We start from the raw sequence: 18,452 nt of genomic DNA on the forward strand, positions 1-18,452 counted from the left end.
GCAAATGTTCCGCAATTACCTGATCACAACCTGGAGGTCACTGCGCAGAAGCAGGGTCACCAGTATCATCAATATCACTGGCCTTTCACTCGGAATGGCCGTAGTGATGCTTATTGCACTCTGGGTTCTGGATGAGCTTAATCACGATAAGGAACATTCGAACTTTAATACATTAGGACAGGTTTATGTAAGTCAGCAAATCAGTGGCAACAGGAACGTGATGATGGCCAATGCCTATCCTTTCGCCAATGAGCTGCGTACAAAATACCCGCAGGACTTTAAAGCTGTTGCACTGGCTTCCTGGCATATGCAAGGCCTTTTTGCTGTTGGCGATAAAAAGCTCAATAGCGACGGTATGTGGGTACAGGAAGATTTCCCTTCTATGATCACTGTGGATATGATCAAGGGAGATATCAATGCGTTGAAAGATCCCCATGCAGTGTTGATCAACGAAAGCCTCGCCAAATCCCTGTTTGGAGATGAAGATGCATTGGGGAAACCTTTTCGAATGGGGAAAGATTTTGAAGCAGCTGTTGCAGGTGTGTATAAAGATCTTCCACGTAGCTCCAGCTTTTACAATGTAAATTTCCTGGGGAGCTGGAAAGGTTATGAGATCATGCAGCCATGGATCAAAAGTTATTCGGATCAATGGGACAATCATTCTTTCCAACTTTTTGTACAGCTCAACCAGCCCGATGCTCACGATGCCATCAACAAAAAGATCAGTACTTTGCTGAACCCTTATTTCAAAAACCCAAACTGGAAAGAATCATTAATGATCCTGCCCATGAAGGATTGGTACCTGCGTGGTGAATTCAAAAATGGTGAAAGAGCTGGCGGCAGGATCAGGTTTGTATGGCTATTCGGCGCCATCGGGGTTTTTGTTTTGTTACTTGCCTGCATCAATTTCATGAACCTGGCAACAGCCAGATCAGAAAAGCGCTCCAAAGAAGTAGGCATCCGCAAAACTCTCGGCTCACAGAAAAATGAACTGATATTTCAATTCCTGGGTGAAAGCCTTACAGTGGCGCTGATCAGTTTGGTAATAGCTTTGATACTGGTATCCCTGGCTATGCCCTGGTTCAATGAAATTGCTGCCAAAGACATACACATCCCCTGGAACAAGCCACTGTTCTGGAGCTGCATATTGGGTTTTACTGCCTTCACAGGGTTGCTCGCGGGCAGCTACCCTGCATTCTATCTTTCTGCATTCAATCCCATAAGAGTTTTTCGAGGTTCATTCAAAGCAGGAAGATTTGCAGCTTTACCAAGAAAAATATTGGTGGTGCTGCAATTCACTGTCAGTATTACACTCATCATCGGTACCATTGTTGTAAAAAGGCAAATTGATCATGCCAGGAACAGACCCGCCGGCTTCGATAATCAGCGCATGGTACAGATCAATATGAATACGGATGAACTGAGAAAACATTATGATGTGATTCGCCAGGAATTGCGCCAGGCAGGATTTGCTGACGATATGGCGACCGCCTCCTCTCCCATCACCAGTTTATACAGCACACAGAGTGGGTATAACTGGCAGGGAAAAGACCCGGATTATATTCCTGATTTCGGCACCATCGGCATCACACACGATTATGGAAAAACAGTAAAATGGAAAATTTTACAGGGAAGGGATTTCTCAAGAAACTTTCAAGACAGTGCATCCATGATCGTGAATGAATCCGCGTTGAAAATCCTGCAATTCAAAGCCCCTATCGGAGCAACCGTAAAATGGGGAGAACGCAATTACCAGGTGGTGGGTGTAGTGCAGGATATTGTGATGACCTCTCCCTACAATCCTGTTGAACCAACCATCTATATACTCAGTTATGATTGGGCCAACAGCATGCTCGTTCGCCTGGGTGACAATAAAAGTATTCCCGAGGCTATTACCGGAATGGAACCCATTTTCAAAAAATACAACCCTTCTGCGCCTTTTCAATACAAGTTTGTAGATGAAGTACATGGGAAGAAATTTGCTTCTGAAGAAAGAGTGGGTAAGCTATCCGGCATCTTTGCCTTGCTGGCTATCCTTATCAGTTGCCTCGGCATTTTCGGCCTTGCAACATTTGTTGCAGAACAGCGTCTAAGAGAAGTGAGCATTCGTAAGATCCTGGGTGCTTCCGTTTACAGCATCTGGCAATTATTGTCGAAAGATTTCTGTTTACTGATTTTGTTCTCGTTTGCGCTGGCAGCGCCACTGGCCTGGTATTTCATGAACATCTGGTTACAGGATTATGAATACCGTACAACACAGCCCTGGTGGATCTTTGCGATAGCTTTTGGTGTAGCATTATTCCTCACAATTGTAACCGTGAGCACACAAGCTATCAAAGCCGCACTCGGCAATACTGTGAAGGTGCTCAAACAGGACTAGAATTACTAACGATCATAAATACCTGACATCCTAATCAAAGTATATGTTGAAGAACTATTTTATCGTAGCCATCCGTAACCTGACACGGAACAAGGTATTCAGCGTCATCAATATCGTCGGTTTGGCCCTCGGCCTTACCTGCAGCCTGCTGATCATGTTGTGGGTATTGGATGAGCGGAGCATGGACCAGTTCCATGTGAACAAAGACCGTTTGTTCTCGGTATACGAAAAACAGTACTTCGATAATAAGGTGCAGGGAGGTTTCAGTACGCCCGGACCATTGGCCCGCGAGCTGAAACAGATACTTCCGGAAGTGGAATACAGCGCTTCCATTGGCTGGGAAGACCAGACCACTTTTCAACTGGGCGATAAGATCCTGCAAATGACCGGTAGTTATTCTGACAGTGATTTCTTCAAAATGTACAGTTTTCCATTATTGGAAGGCACTGCACAATCTGCGCTGGCAGACCCGCTTAGCCTCGCCATTTCCAGGAAGATGGCCACGGCCTTCTTCGGCAGTGCGCAGGCCGCTATCGGTAAAACTTTGCGCGCAGACGACAGGCGCGATTTCAAGATTACTGCCGTGTATGAAAACATGCCTAAGAACAGCACTGCAAAGTGGGACTATATCATCAACTGGAATTACCTGATGGAAACGCAGGACTGGATCAAACAATGGGATAACAATGGTCCCAGAACCACCCTGCTGCTGCACAAGAATGCCGATCCGGCAAAAGTGGAAGCGAAGATCAAAAACTATATGGACCAGCATCTCGGCAAAGACGGGGGTTGGCGCGTCGAACTATACCTGATGAAGTTTTCAGATCGCTATCTCTACGGCAATGTCAGGGATGGCGTGGTTTCCGGGGGAAGGATCGAATATGTACGATTGTTCAGCCTGATAGCTGTGTTCATTTTGCTGATCGCCTGTATCAATTTCATGAATCTCACCACCGCCAGATCGATCAAGCGTTCCCGTGAGATCGGTGTGAGGAAAGTGGTTGGCGCCGTAAGGTTCGGGCTGGTGCGGCAATTTCTCGGTGAAGCCATCGTGGTGGCAGGCATTGCTATGATTGTAGCGCTGATTCTGCTTTTCCTGTCTTTACCACTATTCAATCAATTGACAGAAAAACAAATTGCCTTTCCGTTTGCAGACCGGACCTTCTGGGCCTGCATCCTGGGATTGCTGTTGATCACCGGCCTGCTGAGCGGCAGCTACCCTGCCCTCTTCCTGTCTTCTTTCAAACCCATCGTGGTATTGAAAGGTGTACTGAAAGTAAGTTCATCTGCCAACTGGTTCAGGAAAGGACTGGTGGTGTTCCAGTTCTCCCTGTCATCTTTGCTGATCATCGGCACCATCATCATTTCACAACAGGTGCGTTATATCCAGAACAAGAACCTGGGATATAACCGCGAGAACATCGTAAAAGTGGCCTTACTGGGCGAGCCCGAAAAATATTATCCGCTTTTCAAACAACAGGTGGGTCAGTTGCCCGGAGTAAGCAGTATTACAAGGGCCGAGCAGGACCCGGTTCTTATCGGTAACAGCACTATTGGAGTGGACTGGGAAGGAAAAGAACCGAATTCCAAACCACTTTTTACACAGATCGGTGTAGGTTATGATTTTGTGAAGACCATGCAAATGACGATGCTGGAAGGAAGGGATTTTTCCAAAGCCTACGGAACAGATACCGCTGGCTTCATCCTCAATGAAACCGCCGTGAAAAAAACCGGTTATACCAATCCGGTAGGAAAGCCATTTACCTTCTGGGGCACCAAAGGTACTATCATCGGCGTGGTAAAGGATTTTCACTTCAACACCATGCATGAGCCCATCAATGCAATGGTAATGCACCTGCGCGAGAATGTGAACTGGGGAAATGCCCTGGTGCGCGTGGAAGGCAGTAAAACACAGTCGGTACTCAAAAGCATGGAAGAGATCAATAAACAGATCAATCCAAAATTTCCCTTCACTTATGAATTTGCTGACGAAGAATTCAGGAAGACTTACGCCAGTGAAACCATGATTGAGAAATTATCCAACTGCTTTGCCGGACTGGCCATCATCATTTCCTGTCTGGGCCTGCTTGGACTGGCGATGTTTGCAGCAGAACAGCGCGTACGCGAGATCGGTATCCGCAAAGTACTGGGAGCCGGACTTGGCAACCTGTTCGGATTATTGAGCAGGGAATTCCTGTTACTGGTTTTCATCGCCATCCTCATTGCTTGTCCGCTCGCCTGGTGGGCCATGAACAACTGGCTGCAGGATTTCGAATACCGGATCAGCATGAATGCCTGGCCTTTTGTGATTGCAGGCATCGCTGCACTGGCCATCGCATTGTTCACCATCAGTTTCCAGACCGTTAAAGCCGCCCTGGCCAATCCCGTGAAATCATTGAGAAGCGAATAGAACAACTGTATCAGTACCGGACGGTTTTTGTATCGTAAACGGACTGCACAATTGCGCCGGAATTATGTAAAATTTTGAAAATCATATATCTTAGGTTCTGGCACAATTATCACAAAATCATTACTATGTTATCATTGAAACATATTTCAAAATGGGTGAACGTTGGCGGCAAACCGAATTTCCTGCTGAAAGACGTGAACCTGACCATCAACCAGGGCGAGTTCGTTTCCATCATGGGGCCATCCGGTTCCGGTAAATCCACCCTCCTGCATACCATCGGTATGCTGGACGATTTCAATGAAGGCGAATACCTGTTCATGGAGCAACCCGTACATAGTCTGAAAGAGAAACAACGCTCGGCTCTTTACAAACAACATATTGGATTCGTGTTCCAGGCCTATCACCTGATTGATGAGCTCACCGTGTATGAGAATATCGAAACACCGCTGATCTATCAGAATGTGAAAGGCAATGAACGCAAAGCGATGGTAGCCGATATGCTTGACCGTTTCCAGATCGTGGGAAAGAAGGACCTCTTCCCTACCCAGTTGAGCGGCGGACAGCAACAGATCGTAGGCATCGCGCGTGCGCTGATAGCCAAACCGCAATTGCTGCTGGCCGATGAGCCTACCGGCAATCTCAATTCAAAGCAGGGAGAAGAGATCATGGACCTGTTCAAACAACTCAATAAGGAAGGCGTAACCATTATCCAGGTAACTCACTCCGAAAAGAATGCCGGCTATGGCAGCCGCATCATTCACCTGCTGGATGGAAGGATTGAACAAGAGCAATAACCGTATAAAAATTTAGAGACCATTCAATTTATCAAAGCCATGAGAGCTGGAAAATTCCTGGCGGGATGCTGCCTTGCCCTTATTGTTAATATTAACCTCCTTGCACAAAGCGCTCCCACTGTGCTCACGCTGAAGCAATGCGTAGAAACGGCGCTGAAGAACAATATGGATGTGAAACTGGCCGACCTCAATTCACAACGTGATTTCGTATCATTGCGTGGCGCCAAAGGCTCCATGCTACCCAGCCTTATTGGCGATGTACGTCACAATCTCCGTCAGGGCCGCACTATCGACTACTCCAATAACAGTTATACCAATACGAACAATACCGCCGCAGATATTTCCCTGTCTGCCGATGTAACATTGTTCAACGGCTTTCGTCTTTTCAATAACCTGAAGGCGCGTCAATACATGTTTGATGCCGGCAGAATGGAATGGCAGCAGTCCAGGGATGTGCTTACCCTCAATGTGATCCTCGCCTACCTGGATGTGCTCAGCTCCAGCGATGTACTCCAGCAAACGGAACAACTCACGGAAGTAACGCAGAAGCAGGTAGACAGGCTGGCCATCATGCATGAGGAAGGCGCTATCAAACCATCGGATTATTTTGATCTGAAAGGACAGCTGGCTGCCAACAAACTATCCCTTATCAACACACGAAATCAGCTCAACAATGCAAGACTGCGCCTGGCGCAGCTGATGAATATCACCTATGATGAAAGTTTAACCGTGGAACGCATCGGCCTGGAACAATTTGATATGACCTATGCCATCACACCCGATGCCGTGTACCAGTCTGCCCTCGAACAACTGGCGCAGGTAAAGGCCGTTGACCTGGTAAAGAAAAGTGCGGAGAAAGATGTGAAAGCTGCAAAAGGCGGACTCTTCCCTACTGTGAGCCTCGGCGCGGGTTACAATACCAGTTACCAAAGTATCTTCGTAGATACTTCCAATAACAAGATCCCCTATTTCGATCAGCTCAAGAACAACCGTGGCACCAATGTAGGGCTGGGCGTTTATATTCCTTTCATGAGCGGTTTTCAGAACAGGAACAGGCTTTCGCTGGCGAAGATCGCTCTGAAAGAGGCGGAGTATTATGCCGAGAACACCAGGATCCAGCTGAGACAGAATATCGAAAGGGACCATCTCAATATGACGGCTACCCTTAACCGCTACCAGGCCCTGGTAGACCAGGTGGGCAGCTATGCCGAGAACTTCCGAGCTGCTGAGGTCCGTTTCAACAATGGCGCCAGCAATTCCGTTGATTATCTCATTGCGAAGAACAAACTGGATAATTCAAAGATCGATCTGATCATCGCCCGGTATGATTTTCTGCTAAGGACCAGGATCCTTGATTATTACCAGGGAAAACTGAGCTGGTAGTCAGATTTTCCCAGGATGCTGCTGTCTCTCACCGGGCTACCTGCCCACAATTCAGACGCTTAACACCAGCAGATTTACGTCCCTTAAAGGGTTGCCTGCTTCATCTGTTATCAGGCAGCTGTCTTCTGTAAAGTTTAGCCCACACAGCTTTCACCTAACGTCAACGTGATTTTATTCTTACCAGCTGGTAACACCAGCCCCCGGTCCGCCAACTTTCCAGGAAGTGTAAAGACATAATTGGGATAAAGTTGGAGAAAAGATATTAATTTGGTTCATCAATCACTTTCGTTTCTTATGAAAAAAACGACCCTTTTCCTCCTGGGTCTGATGTTTTGCTTAGCAGGCCATTCCCAGGAAGAAACCACTACCTCAGAAAAAAGCCGGACTGCGCTCGCAAAAGTTGCCACAAAACGTTTGCAGGGTACTCCTGTGCTGGAAGTATTCGGAATTCCATCCGGCAATATTGGATTTGCCATCGACTCAGCCCTGATGACCAGGGATTTCAAAACTTTACTGGAAAAAGTGGGATATCTCGACAGCCTGGAAAATGCAAAACAACTCAAATCAACTTATATAGATGCCAGGTCTCTGATGGATACCACTGCCTGCTTACTGGTTAAAGTTAAGGGGCGGGGCATGATGAAACCTGAAATCAGGAAGGTATACAAAATGGCTGTAGACCATTCCATCAGGAAGGAAACTATTGATCAGCTTGACAGCCTGCAACAGGACGAGATAGTTCAGATAGCTTATGCCCCACCTCCTCCTCCACCGCCACCTTCAAATGCCAATCCCCGCTTCCGGGCAAAAGGCGCTCCGAAATCTGCTGCAGCAAAGCCCTCCGGCCCCTTGCTGAAAGTGATCAACAATTCTTCCAAAAACCTGTACCTGTATGTAGAAGATGAATATAAAGGCATCGTATACGCCGGAAAAGAATACCAGCTGCGTGGCGTAGCCGGCTGTCACCAGGTTATCGTGGAAAGCCTTGATCAGTTCCGCTCCACAAAAAAACACTGCTTCAATACCGCACAGTCAGGAAACTGGGTGATCACCAATAACTAATTGCCTACATATTTATGAACATACAGCAGGCAAGCGCTGAAGAGCTGGAAATTCACAAATCCCCCGATAAGGTGGATCAGGCTGTGCAACTAATTCGCCCCAGGCAGAAAATTTTTATCGCCTGTATTTTCGCCATCATCCTGGCCACTATTTTCTGGAGCATCGTATCCAGCGTTCCGGTGTATGTAAAAGGCAAAGGCATTCTCATCAACGAATCCGGCATCAGCGAAATAAAAGTTCCTTTCCCCGGCAGGATCAGCCAGCTCAACGTAAAGATCGGACAGCAGGTAGAACAGGGAGAGATACTCGCAACCGTTGAACAACTGGACCTGATCTTCGATATCAAAAAACTCGAAACCCAGATCCGTGATATCCGGAAAAGTCTGAACTGGTTGCTGGATAATACAGATCTGGCAGTGCGCAAAAGGTCCATCAAACAACTAAGAGCTGCAATTGATGATTACGACAGACAACTCAGGTTACTCAACATCAAATCAGAAACCTACGAATCCGATAAAAACGAACTGGAAAAGAACCGGCAAACAGAACTGCTGCGGATCACAGACCTCATCAATTATAACCACGCAAGGATCTTCGAATTCCGGAACAGCCTCCGTACTTATGAAAGCGAACTGCAGTTCAAAAAGAACCAGCTCGTCAACCAGTCTCAGATCGTCAGCCCCTACAGCGGAACGGTGATAGATATGGCATTCAATAATGGAGATATTTTCAATGAAGGCAGTACCTTCCTTGTGATGGAGAATCAGGACTACGACCGCAACGAACTGATAGCACAGGTTTATGTAAACGCTAATGAAGGCAAGAAGTTGCAACCGGGCATGACGGTACAAATTGCGCCTTCCACCATTCCTCCTGAAGAACACGGCTACCTGCTTGGATCCATTAGCTATATCTCAAAGTATACCCTCACCGGGGCAGGTATGAACCGCACTTTGCGTAATAACAAACTGGTGGAAGAGCTCTCCCGTGATGGCCTTCCCATGATGGTAGAAGTTAAACTGACCACAGACAGCAGCACATACAGCAAATACAAATGGACCTCCGGCTCTGGCCCGGAGTCAGATGTTATGAGCGGCACCCTGATACAGGCAAACTTTATAGCTGAAGAACGTTCACCCATCTCCTTCATATTTCCTTCAATGAAGCAATCCAGATGAGCCCCGGAAGAGTCAATACACCTGTGCTGCTGCAAATGGAAGCAGTGGAATGCGGCGCAGCCTCTTTGGGAATCATCTGCTCCTATTTCGGATTGCATCTGCCATTGGAACAATTGAGAACCATCTGTGGTGTAAGCCGGGATGGTACCAGCGCCAAAAATATTGTAGTGGCGGCGCGCACACTTGGTCTGAAAGCACAGGGTTTTAAAAAAACTGCACAGCAGGCATTGACGCTGCCTTTTCCGTTCATAGTTTTCTGGGAGAGCAATCACTTTCTGGTTGTGGAAGGCGCAGAAAAAAATAAAGTATTCCTCAACGATCCCGCCCTGGGTAAAATATGGGTAACGCCGGAAGAGTTTGCCGGCTCTTATTCAGGTGTAGTGCTGCAACTGGAGCCTGCAGAAGGTTTCAAAAAACAGGGAGCTCCTTTCAACGTCACTCAAAAGATTTGGGAATTGCTCAGAGGCTCGAAAAAGACTTTATATTTTCTATTATTCGCTTCGCTGCTGGCCCTGGCTCCTGCCCTGGTAATTCCTTCCATCACCCGCATATTCATCGATTTCGTACTCATTCAGAACAATACATTCTGGCTTGTGCCCATCATGATTAGTCTTGGCGCTGCCATCCTCATCAACGCGGCGCTTATGATGGTCCAGCAGGCTGTTATCCGCCGGCTGAATACAAAGCTCAGCGTGCTGCTTGCTTACCGGATGCTGGTAAAGATCTTTCACCTGCCCATGTCTTTTTTTCAGCAAAGAAGCAAGGCGGAGATCAGCTCCCGCGTGGAGTTTGCAAGCCTTGTGGCCGAGTCGCTCACAGGCAGCCTTCTCACTACCGTTGTATCCTTGCTGTCATCACTTTTCTTTCTCGGGGTCATGTTTGTATACAGTGTAAAACTGGCCATGATTTGCCTGGTGATTGCGGTAGTAACGATGCGCCTCTTCTACTGGCTGGGTCTGCGAAGAAATGCGGTTTATAATCGATTCGTTAAAGACAGCAGCAGCTTGTCAGGCGTAACCTATACAGGGCTACAGGCCATCGAGTCCATCAAATCGTCTGCCCGCGAGAGCGAGTTCTTCCGCAAATGGGCAGGTTACCATGCAAGGTATCTGATCAGCAGCCAGCAAACGCGCTTACACACCACTGTTAGTCGTGCACTACCGGGTCTGCTTTCACTCGTTAACCTTGGCCTGATCCTGCTGATCGGTGGATATGAAGTGATGAAAGGTGATCTTTCCGTAGGTCTGCTGCTCACTTTCACGGTGCTGTTCCAGCAATTTTTTATACCCGTACAAAGAGTAGCAGATTCCAGCAGTGAACTGTCGATGTTAGGCTCTTATTTCAGGAGCCTGTACGATATCCTGAATTATCCGGCGAAAGAAAACACCCGCCAGCTCGCAGGTTCCGCAGCTACAAATCAACTGTCTGGTAATATCAGCCTGCAGTCACTCAGTTTCGGTTATAACCAGATGGCGCCGCCCATCATCCATGATATTTCCCTGGAGATACCATGCAGGCAAAGTTTTGCTTTTATTGGGCTGTCGGGATCCGGTAAGTCTACCCTTGCAAAACTGATCACCGGTCTGTACGAACCCTGGAAAGGTAAAGTACAGTTCGATGGTAAAGGACTGGACCAGTTACCGAAAGCATTGCGTACAGCATCCATAAGTATGGTGGACCAGGAGATAGAATTATTCGCAGGCACAGTTAAAGACGTATTGACCTTCTGGGATGAAAGTATCGCCATGGAGCAAATTATTCATGCCTGCCGCCTGGCAGAAATTCATGATGTGATCTCCAGGAGACCAGGCGGCTATTTCAGTCAGCTCCATGAAGGAGGTAAAAACTTCAGTGGTGGCGAACGGCAGCGGATGGAAATAGCCAGGGCACTGATCAGGAAGCCACGCATACTGGTACTGGACGAAGCAACGAGCGCCCTGGACCCGGAAACGGAATTCAGAATTTGTCAGAATATAAAAGCGCTAGGCATTACGTTAGTGATCATTGCACACAGACTGAGTACTATCAGGGACTGCGACCAGATCATTGTTTTGAACCGTGGCATTATAGAACACCGCGGTACTCATGAAGAATTGTTGAAAGAGAGTGCTCTCTACCAGCAATTTTTGAAAGAAACCGAATAATAACATAATATGGCCGGGCCATCTTTTGTAGCACATATTGAATCAGACCTGCTTTCCGTTCTCGGTAAAGAGAACGGGAATGGCAATGCCCTCCGGAATGGACTGCTGCTGCAATGCATGAACCTGGCCGGTGCGGAACAGGGCCTGCATTTTCAACCCATTGCCGGTAATGGCGCACAAACCATAACACGTCAACTGCAGGCCATCGCCCGCCAGTCGGATGTACTGGCAAGAAAGGTAAGACTGCAGGGTAACTGGTGGGCATCCGACCTGGGATCGATGGTAGGCTTCAACAAAGATGGAAAAGTATGTGCACTCCTGCAGGAGCAAGGCACTTATTGGATGGCGGATCCGGAAACAGGCCAGCGGCAGCAAATCGATGCAGGCATCGCAAGCGCGCTCAGTGAAGCAGCTTTTGTTTTTTATCCCCTGCTCGGCGATGAGCACATATCCAACCGTTCACTGCTGCAGTTTTCATTTTCAGGAAGAAGAAAAGAATTGCTGGCCTTTATCGGTAGCTCGGTGGTCATCAGTGGCCTTAACCTGATACTTCCCCTGGCATTCAGTTCGCTGATCGGAAACGTGATCCCTTCTGCCAACAACAGCATGCTGGTACAGTTATGTATTTTAATGCTACTGGTGGGTTTGCTTATTTTTTGTTTCTCTATCTACCGCAACCTGGTGCTGCTTCGCTTCGAAACCAGGGTAGACCTCAAACTACAAGTTGCATTCTTCAATAAGATATTGAACCTGCCCGCCAGCTTTTTTGCAAAAACAAGTGCCGGAGAACTGGTGCAACAATCACTCGCCTTCGGTAAGATCCGCGTGATGGTCAGCAGCAGTGTAGTGACGGCATTTTTCAGCAGCCTTCAACTACTGTTCAACCTCGGACTGATGTTCTTTTACTCCACCAGACTGGGTCTGCTGGCACTGGCCTCCCTCCTGATCTACCTCATCGTTTTATTCGTTTTTTACAGGAGGGAGAATCTTACCAATAGCAGGCATCTTCTGGCAAAGACTGCCCTCAATGCCCGCATCTATCAGTTCATCTCCGGCATATCCAAAATCAAAACAGCCGGCAAAGAATTGTTTGTACTGCGGCAATGGAGCGGTCATTATACTAAAGAAAGAAAAATGGCCCGGGATACCCTGCAGGCAGAGCAACAGATACAATTGTTGAACTATCTTTTTCCAAGCCTCGCCCTACTGCTGATCTATGGTTTCTCCGGGCAGGTGATCAACAACATACGACCGGGAGATTTTGCAGGATTTATCACCGCCTTCGGATTACTGGCCGCCAACGTTATTGCACTGGGTTCCAGCGTCAGTGGCATTTTGAAAGCAGTGACCCTGTTCAGGAGACTGGAACCTATACTAAGAACAGCCGGAGAAAAAGAGCCTGGCCACCATGAACAACTCAAGCTCGACGGACACATTGAATTCAACCAGGTATCCTATTCATATGGCGAGGATGGGCCTCCGGTTTTGGATGAGATGTCCTTTGTTATCAACGAAGGAGAAATGGTTGCTTTCTGTGGAGCTTCCGGATCCGGCAAATCCACCATATTCCGTCTGCTCCTGGGTTTTGAAACGCCTGGAACAGGTTCCATTTATTTTGATGAACAGGATCTCAGGCAACTCAACATAAAAGCCGTCCGTCGTAATATGGGAGTAGTACTGCAAAACAGTACACTCACAGGTGGAAGTATCTATGAAAATATTTCCGGCGGCCATTCCGGTTATACGGCGGTGTGGGAGGCATTGGCTAAAGTAGGAATGGATAAGGAGATAGAAGCATTACCAATGGGGCTGCACACCGTAGTGTCGGATGGCGGTGGTAGCTTTTCAGGCGGGCAGCAGCAACGGCTGCTCATAGCCAGGGCACTGATGGGGAACCCGCGGATCATCCTCTTCGATGAGGCCACCAGTGCACTGGACAATATTTCACAGGCCATTATTACCCAAACACTTCAAAATACCCGGGCCACCAAATTAGTGATCGCACACCGGCTGGAAACCATCATGGCCGCAGACCGGGTGTATTTTATCAGCAACGGAAAGATTATCCAGTCCGGCAGTCCGTCTGACCTGATGACTACGGAAGGTCCTTTTCAAAATTTTGCAAGGCGTCAATTGAAATGAACCGGTAGTAACAATTATATATTTATGAGCGTTAAACCATATATCTCCATAACGATGCCTACCCGCTTACCAGGAATACTGTTACGCTCTTTTTTCGCAGCATTCTTATCTTTCTTTATCGTTACAATTGTTGCTGCACAATCCTTTACCGGAAAATTCCTCAAGTGGGAACTGAGCGGGACCGGTGATAAGCGCATTACCGCTTTTATCGGTTCAACCGGCTGGTCAATGGGCTCGGAAGGCACATCCGTTCTGGTGCAAAATCTTTCAGACACCAAACTGTATGTGAAGTTCCTGGCCACCTATTCCGATTTCTGCGGCAACAAATCCACCTATAATTTTTCACTCACGGTGAACCCTAAAGCAAAAGCGGGTGGCAGTCCCTGGTTCGACGGACATTCATTCACCACTAAATGCAAAGGCGATAAACAATACAGCGATAAGTTCAGGTCGCGCATCAGCAATATCAAACTGGAACTGGTTTCTATCAGGAAAGGGGCCAATGCAAATACGAACGCAGATAAGAATAAGACAATTGATTGTAAACAGCTGGTCCGGTACCGCGACAATAAACTGGTGGCCCAGTGGGACAGGCAACGTAATAAATACAAAATAAAAGCGGAAACGATTTCCGATATCAAAAAGCTAAAAGATACTTTGCTCAAGACCTCCAAAGTAGCCACCAGCAACTGGCAAATTGTTAGGCTTACCTTGAAAATGACCGCCAACACCATCGAGGACCTGATCAATATTTCCTCTCCACAAGGCCATCTCCTGAAAACGGCCAAAGATGCCGGCGTAAAATATGTGTCGAAAGTGGCCGTGTACGAAGCCATCAAAAAAGGCGATAAAGCGCTGGACGCGCTGTATTCTGAAGATGTACATACTACCATCCTTACCCATGCGGTTACAGACCTGGGGAGACTGGGGAGCTTGCTGGGGGCGATCAAGAATTTCAGAGATAATATTAACAACTGGAGCGATTACCAGGAGGTAAAAGGTGAGGTGAATAAGCAGATGTCGGCACTCAACAAAGCCGTTGAAAAATACAATTTGGAACTGAGTAAGACAGCAGACAATATTAAAGAGATCAACCAATACAAGAACTATATCGACGCGTATCTTGCCGAGCATTGCAGGAACACTAAATAGTCTTGATTGCTATTTGAGTAATAAATATATACTGATGTACATACAGGCATCAGATTTTTATTAACTTGACACACTATATAAATTGCTTATGGGCTTATTCGATGATTACTGCCAAACCAGCGATGCCGTCAGGGTGAATACCCTGGAATATAATGACCACCGGTATTACCTGTTGCCCGATTACCTGGAATGGTATGTGCAAAAAAGAGACAGACCAGTAAAGCAGCAGATCACACCCAAAGGTTCTAAAGTATTGGGCTATGACTTCGGCGCTACAGAATTCGACCAGTTGCTGATCTGTGTAACGAACCGCTGCAACATCGTTTGTGACTACTGTTTCCGGGGCTATAATTTTTCGAAGATCAGGGAGATCTCCTTCGAGGATTTCAAAATGGTGGCCGATCATTTTGACCAGAAATCCCGTAACCAGAAAACATTCCAATTTACCGGCGGCGAAGTTTTTGTAAAGGAAGGGATCGAGCACTGGTTTAAATATATTCATGATAAAGGCTTCCGGATCTGGCTCACCTCCAATGGCGTTCACCAGAAGATCCGCGAGAATAAGCTCATCCGGGAAATCTTTGAAAATAATAAAACGGCCCATATCCGTATTTCGCTGGATGGCCCGCGGGCCGAGATCCATGAAAGATACCGTCAGAAGAACACTTTTCACAAAGTGATAGAGAATATAAAATACCTGCTTTCCATCGGCGTTCCTGTTTCCGTAAAATCAGTGATCACCGAGGAGAATGTGATCTATGTGGAAGAAATGCTGGAGCTCTGTCACAGTCTCGGCCTTTATGGCTGGAACTACAATGTGATCCGTTATACCGGCGCCCTGGCCGATGTGCCACCTCCGGATTCCACGCCGAAAACAGACGAGAAAATCGATTATTTTGGCTACCGCGAACTGGGCCGGATCCTAACGGAGATCCTTGAACGTAAACCTTATCTTGCCTATCTCCTGCGTCCAAGCCGGTACGGCAAGATCCTGAATACACTCTACACAAGAACTCCCTCGGCAGTGCCTATGTCTTACTACGTTTTGAAATTCGATGGTAACGTGTATTATAACGACAATCTCCATAAACCTGAGTTCTGTGCCGGTAATATATGGGAGAACGGAGTGGATGCTTTCAAAGGTCTTAAAGAATTCCGTCAGCAATACGATTATGACCTGAATGCCTGCAAGTCCTGCAAGATTCACCGGTTTTGTTTCCAGAAAGGAGATTATGGCGAATTATATGATATAGACAAAACACTGCAGGCCGAGTTCCCCAACTGCAACGATATCCGCAATCATTATTATGATCTGATAGACCTGAAGCAAAGAGGACTCAAGATCACAAACGATATTTATAATTACTGATTTATTTATCTAAAACCCATACAACACTATGAGCCATTCACAATTCAGAGAGTTCATGACTGAACTCGAAAAAGACCAGGGTCTGAAAGACCGTTTTACTCATCTCCAGACTCCGGAAGCGATTGCTGAGTTTGCTGCTTCTCTCGGTTTCAATTTCAGCGTTGAAGAGATCAGCGCCCAGGCGCAGGCTTTCGGCCTCGATGCCATGAGTGATGATGACCTCGACGATATTGCCGGAGGCCAGAGTATGATGGGCACCAACAAGCCCACCCAGTGCTGGTACAGTGGCGACTAATTCATTATTCACTCAGAGAAGTTCTCATGAGCGTACCGATTTTATCACCAGCCGGTATCCTCCGGCTGGCATCTGGTTCATCCCCTGTTATCGATATATCTGCGGGCAACAGAAGGGAATTCATTATTTGCAGCCCCAATGCTATCAGAGCTGTGCTACTGGAAGAAGCGCAACGGGTTACCCGGCCTTCGAAAATTTTCTATTGGCGCCAGTTGATGGAAAGCATACAGGAGACAGGAATTCCACTGGCGCTCCACTCACTGAAAAAAGAGCATGTACAAAACTTAGATCCCCGCCTTCTGGTTGCTGGTATTTACAGTAGTGATGGAGAGCATACAATCGATGAACGAAAACTCAACCTCGCAGTTCTCTCCATCATGCTATCGGGTTACGGTGCGAACATTCCGCATTCATCCCTGGAGCAGTTCATCACAGCCTGCGACCGGGTGGAATGGTACAAGTCGGAAATCAACGATAACAGAACACCTGGTTTACCGGAACGTATCTTCTTTGCACAGGCAGTAACGGATCAACGGCAGTTCGCCCTGGAAATGTATAAGCAGATCGGAAAGGACCTGCCCACAGGTCTTACGGATATTGAATTATACGGCAGGTTCAAGGAAGAAGTAGACAGCCTGATTGGCATCATTCATTTCTCCTGTAAGAATATCAGTAATGCTATTGGCTGGACCATCTCCAATCTCGCAGCCCATGAAGAGGAATTCTGCCGGGAACTGGGCAGATGGCCCGAAAAACCAAACCCGGTAACTCACGGCTACCTGTATGCGGTAATATTGGAGTCGTTGCGACTTTATCCGCCTAACTGGCTTTTTCATCGCAGCGTGTTGGAGGATTTTTCTGTATGCGGGCAGTCTTTCCAGGCAGGCGATCTTTTGCATATCTCTCCCCTTCTGACGCATCGGTTCCCGCAATGTTGGGAGCAGCCGGACAGCTATCAGCCTGCGCGATTCCTGGCGGGAGGAAAAATAGAACCCTGGGCATTTATTCCTTTCGGACGCAGCTTCACTAAATGTCCCGGCACCAGTCTCTCTTTCAGGATCATCCGGACATTTGTAGAGAAGATATTGTCTGAAAACAATGTATCCGGCAGGGCGCGTTTTGTACCGGTGCTCCGGAATACCATTTCGTTGAATCCGTTTCCTCTTCACTCAGTGTTGCTGGAAAAACGTGCTGGATTGGTTCCGGTCTGATCGGTGAAAACGTTCAGCCAGTGATCCGTTAATTGGGGCAGTTGTTTAAACAGTAATGGCTGAATATCTGCCGGCAGTGATTGGCCGATCTTTTCAAGGGTAGTAGCCAGCCAGAACCTGTAGTCCTCTTCCTGCAATGGGACCTGATTCATGATCTCATACAGCGGTGCGGTACGTTCATCTACATGACGCAACGCTGCAGCAGCCGCACGGGACAGTGCCGGTCTCAGCAGTTTGAAACCTGAGAGTGCAGTGTAAACGTAAGAAAGGCTTACAGACAATCCATCTTCCATACAACTGGTCCCTTCATGCGGGAAGAGTGCCGGAATAAAAATGAATTCGCCCGGTTCGAGTGTGAATATATGATCGGGCGGCCTTTGCTGATGAAGTGGCAGTATGGGTTCTTCAGGATCTTCCCTGATATAGAAAGCTTTTTCTTGCTGCGTTAATACATTCTTGTCCCAGACATTCCAGGTTCTGCGGCCTTCCACCTGCAGGATGAAAACATGGTAATTGTCGAGATGATAGCCGATGCTGCCTCCTTTTTGCGAAACGGTGCCAGCCATATGCAGGAAAGGTAGAAATGCTTTTTCCGCAAACTGCTCTTTGAGCGGAAAATAAGTGGCAGCAAGCGATGGAGAAGACAGCAGATTTCTCAGCACAATTACGAACTGAGGATATCTAATAGACAAAAATGGTAAAGATTCCCGGAGTTTGTGCAGGTCTTTGACCTTGCCTCCATACTTTCTTTCTCCGGCGGCCCCGGCATCACGATAGTGTATACCAGCGGATACCGGCGCATGCAGGCCATCGAAAAAAAGCGAAGTGTCGCCGGGCAAACACCCCTGATTTATTCTTCCCTTGAAGGGTTGTTCCGGAATATGGTATATTTTCATTTCGGGGATCAAAATAAAAAAAACTAATCGTCAGGA

At 47.3% G+C, this 18,452-nt stretch carries 13 protein-coding genes; 12 read left to right on the top strand and 1 reads right to left on the bottom strand.

The window, feature by feature from the left end; all coding sequences use genetic code 11:
• Positions 1–4 precede the first annotated feature (4 nt).
• The 12 genes from D9Y29_RS05260 (at position 5) to D9Y29_RS05315 (ending at position 17,520) form a co-directional block, all read left to right on the top strand.
• On the top strand, positions 5–2,380 hold the full coding sequence (locus tag D9Y29_RS05260) for an ABC transporter permease (protein WP_127125716.1): 2,376 nt from the start codon (positions 5–7) through the stop codon (positions 2,378–2,380).
• A 43-nt stretch (positions 2,381–2,423) separates the two neighbouring features.
• Positions 2,424–4,790 (top strand): ABC transporter permease, encoded by a 2,367-nt coding sequence (locus D9Y29_RS05265; protein ID WP_127125718.1) that lies wholly within the window; start codon positions 2,424–2,426, stop codon positions 4,788–4,790.
• A 125-nt stretch (positions 4,791–4,915) separates the two neighbouring features.
• Entirely contained in the window at positions 4,916–5,584 is a 669-nt protein-coding gene (locus tag D9Y29_RS05270) for an ABC transporter ATP-binding protein (protein WP_127125720.1), read from the top strand.
• Positions 5,585–5,623: 39 nt separating this feature from the next.
• A complete protein-coding gene (locus tag D9Y29_RS05275; RefSeq protein ID WP_127125722.1) occupies positions 5,624–6,967 on the top strand; it encodes a TolC family protein in 1,344 nt (447 codons plus the stop codon).
• A gap of 294 nt (positions 6,968–7,261) precedes the next feature.
• The gene (locus D9Y29_RS05280; protein WP_127125724.1) at positions 7,262–8,029 is read left to right on the top strand and encodes a hypothetical protein; all 768 of its coding nucleotides are present in this window, start codon (positions 7,262–7,264) and stop codon (positions 8,027–8,029) included.
• A 14-nt stretch (positions 8,030–8,043) separates the two neighbouring features.
• Complete coding sequence (locus tag D9Y29_RS05285; RefSeq protein ID WP_127125726.1) at positions 8,044–9,207, top strand: NHLP bacteriocin system secretion protein; 1,164 nt, start codon at positions 8,044–8,046, stop codon at positions 9,205–9,207.
• Positions 9,204–11,351 (top strand): NHLP family bacteriocin export ABC transporter peptidase/permease/ATPase subunit, encoded by a 2,148-nt coding sequence (locus D9Y29_RS05290; protein WP_127125728.1) that lies wholly within the window; start codon positions 9,204–9,206, stop codon positions 11,349–11,351. Before D9Y29_RS05285 ends, D9Y29_RS05290 begins: the two co-directional genes overlap by 4 nt.
• A 9-nt stretch (positions 11,352–11,360) precedes the next feature.
• On the top strand, positions 11,361–13,493 hold the full coding sequence (locus D9Y29_RS05295; protein WP_127125730.1) for an ATP-binding cassette domain-containing protein: 2,133 nt from the start codon (positions 11,361–11,363) through the stop codon (positions 13,491–13,493).
• 24 nt (positions 13,494–13,517) lie between these two features.
• Positions 13,518–14,645, top strand: a complete 1,128-nt coding sequence (locus D9Y29_RS05300) for a hypothetical protein (RefSeq protein WP_127125732.1) — start codon at positions 13,518–13,520, stop codon at positions 14,643–14,645.
• An 88-nt stretch (positions 14,646–14,733) separates the two neighbouring features.
• The gene (locus D9Y29_RS05305) at positions 14,734–16,014 is read left to right on the top strand and encodes a radical SAM protein (RefSeq protein ID WP_127125734.1); all 1,281 of its coding nucleotides are present in this window, start codon (positions 14,734–14,736) and stop codon (positions 16,012–16,014) included.
• Between the two features lie 28 nt (positions 16,015–16,042).
• Complete coding sequence (locus tag D9Y29_RS05310; protein WP_127125736.1) at positions 16,043–16,309, top strand: Nif11-like leader peptide family natural product precursor; 267 nt, start codon at positions 16,043–16,045, stop codon at positions 16,307–16,309.
• 26 nt (positions 16,310–16,335) lie between these two features.
• Positions 16,336–17,520: a cytochrome P450 gene (locus tag D9Y29_RS05315; RefSeq protein WP_127125738.1), complete on the top strand. Its 1,185-nt coding sequence runs from the start codon at positions 16,336–16,338 to the stop codon at positions 17,518–17,520.
• Here the strand turns inward: D9Y29_RS05315 and D9Y29_RS05320 are convergent.
• Positions 17,475–18,416: a JmjC domain-containing protein gene (locus D9Y29_RS05320; RefSeq protein ID WP_127125740.1), complete on the bottom strand. Its 942-nt coding sequence runs from the start codon at positions 18,414–18,416 to the stop codon at positions 17,475–17,477. The two genes, D9Y29_RS05315 and D9Y29_RS05320, sit on opposite strands and share 46 nt — an antisense overlap.
• Between the last annotated feature and the right edge of the window lie 36 nt (positions 18,417–18,452).

Source organism: Pseudoflavitalea rhizosphaerae (genome assembly GCF_003991355.1).
GTDB lineage: Bacteria > Bacteroidota > Bacteroidia > Chitinophagales > Chitinophagaceae > Pseudobacter > Pseudobacter rhizosphaerae.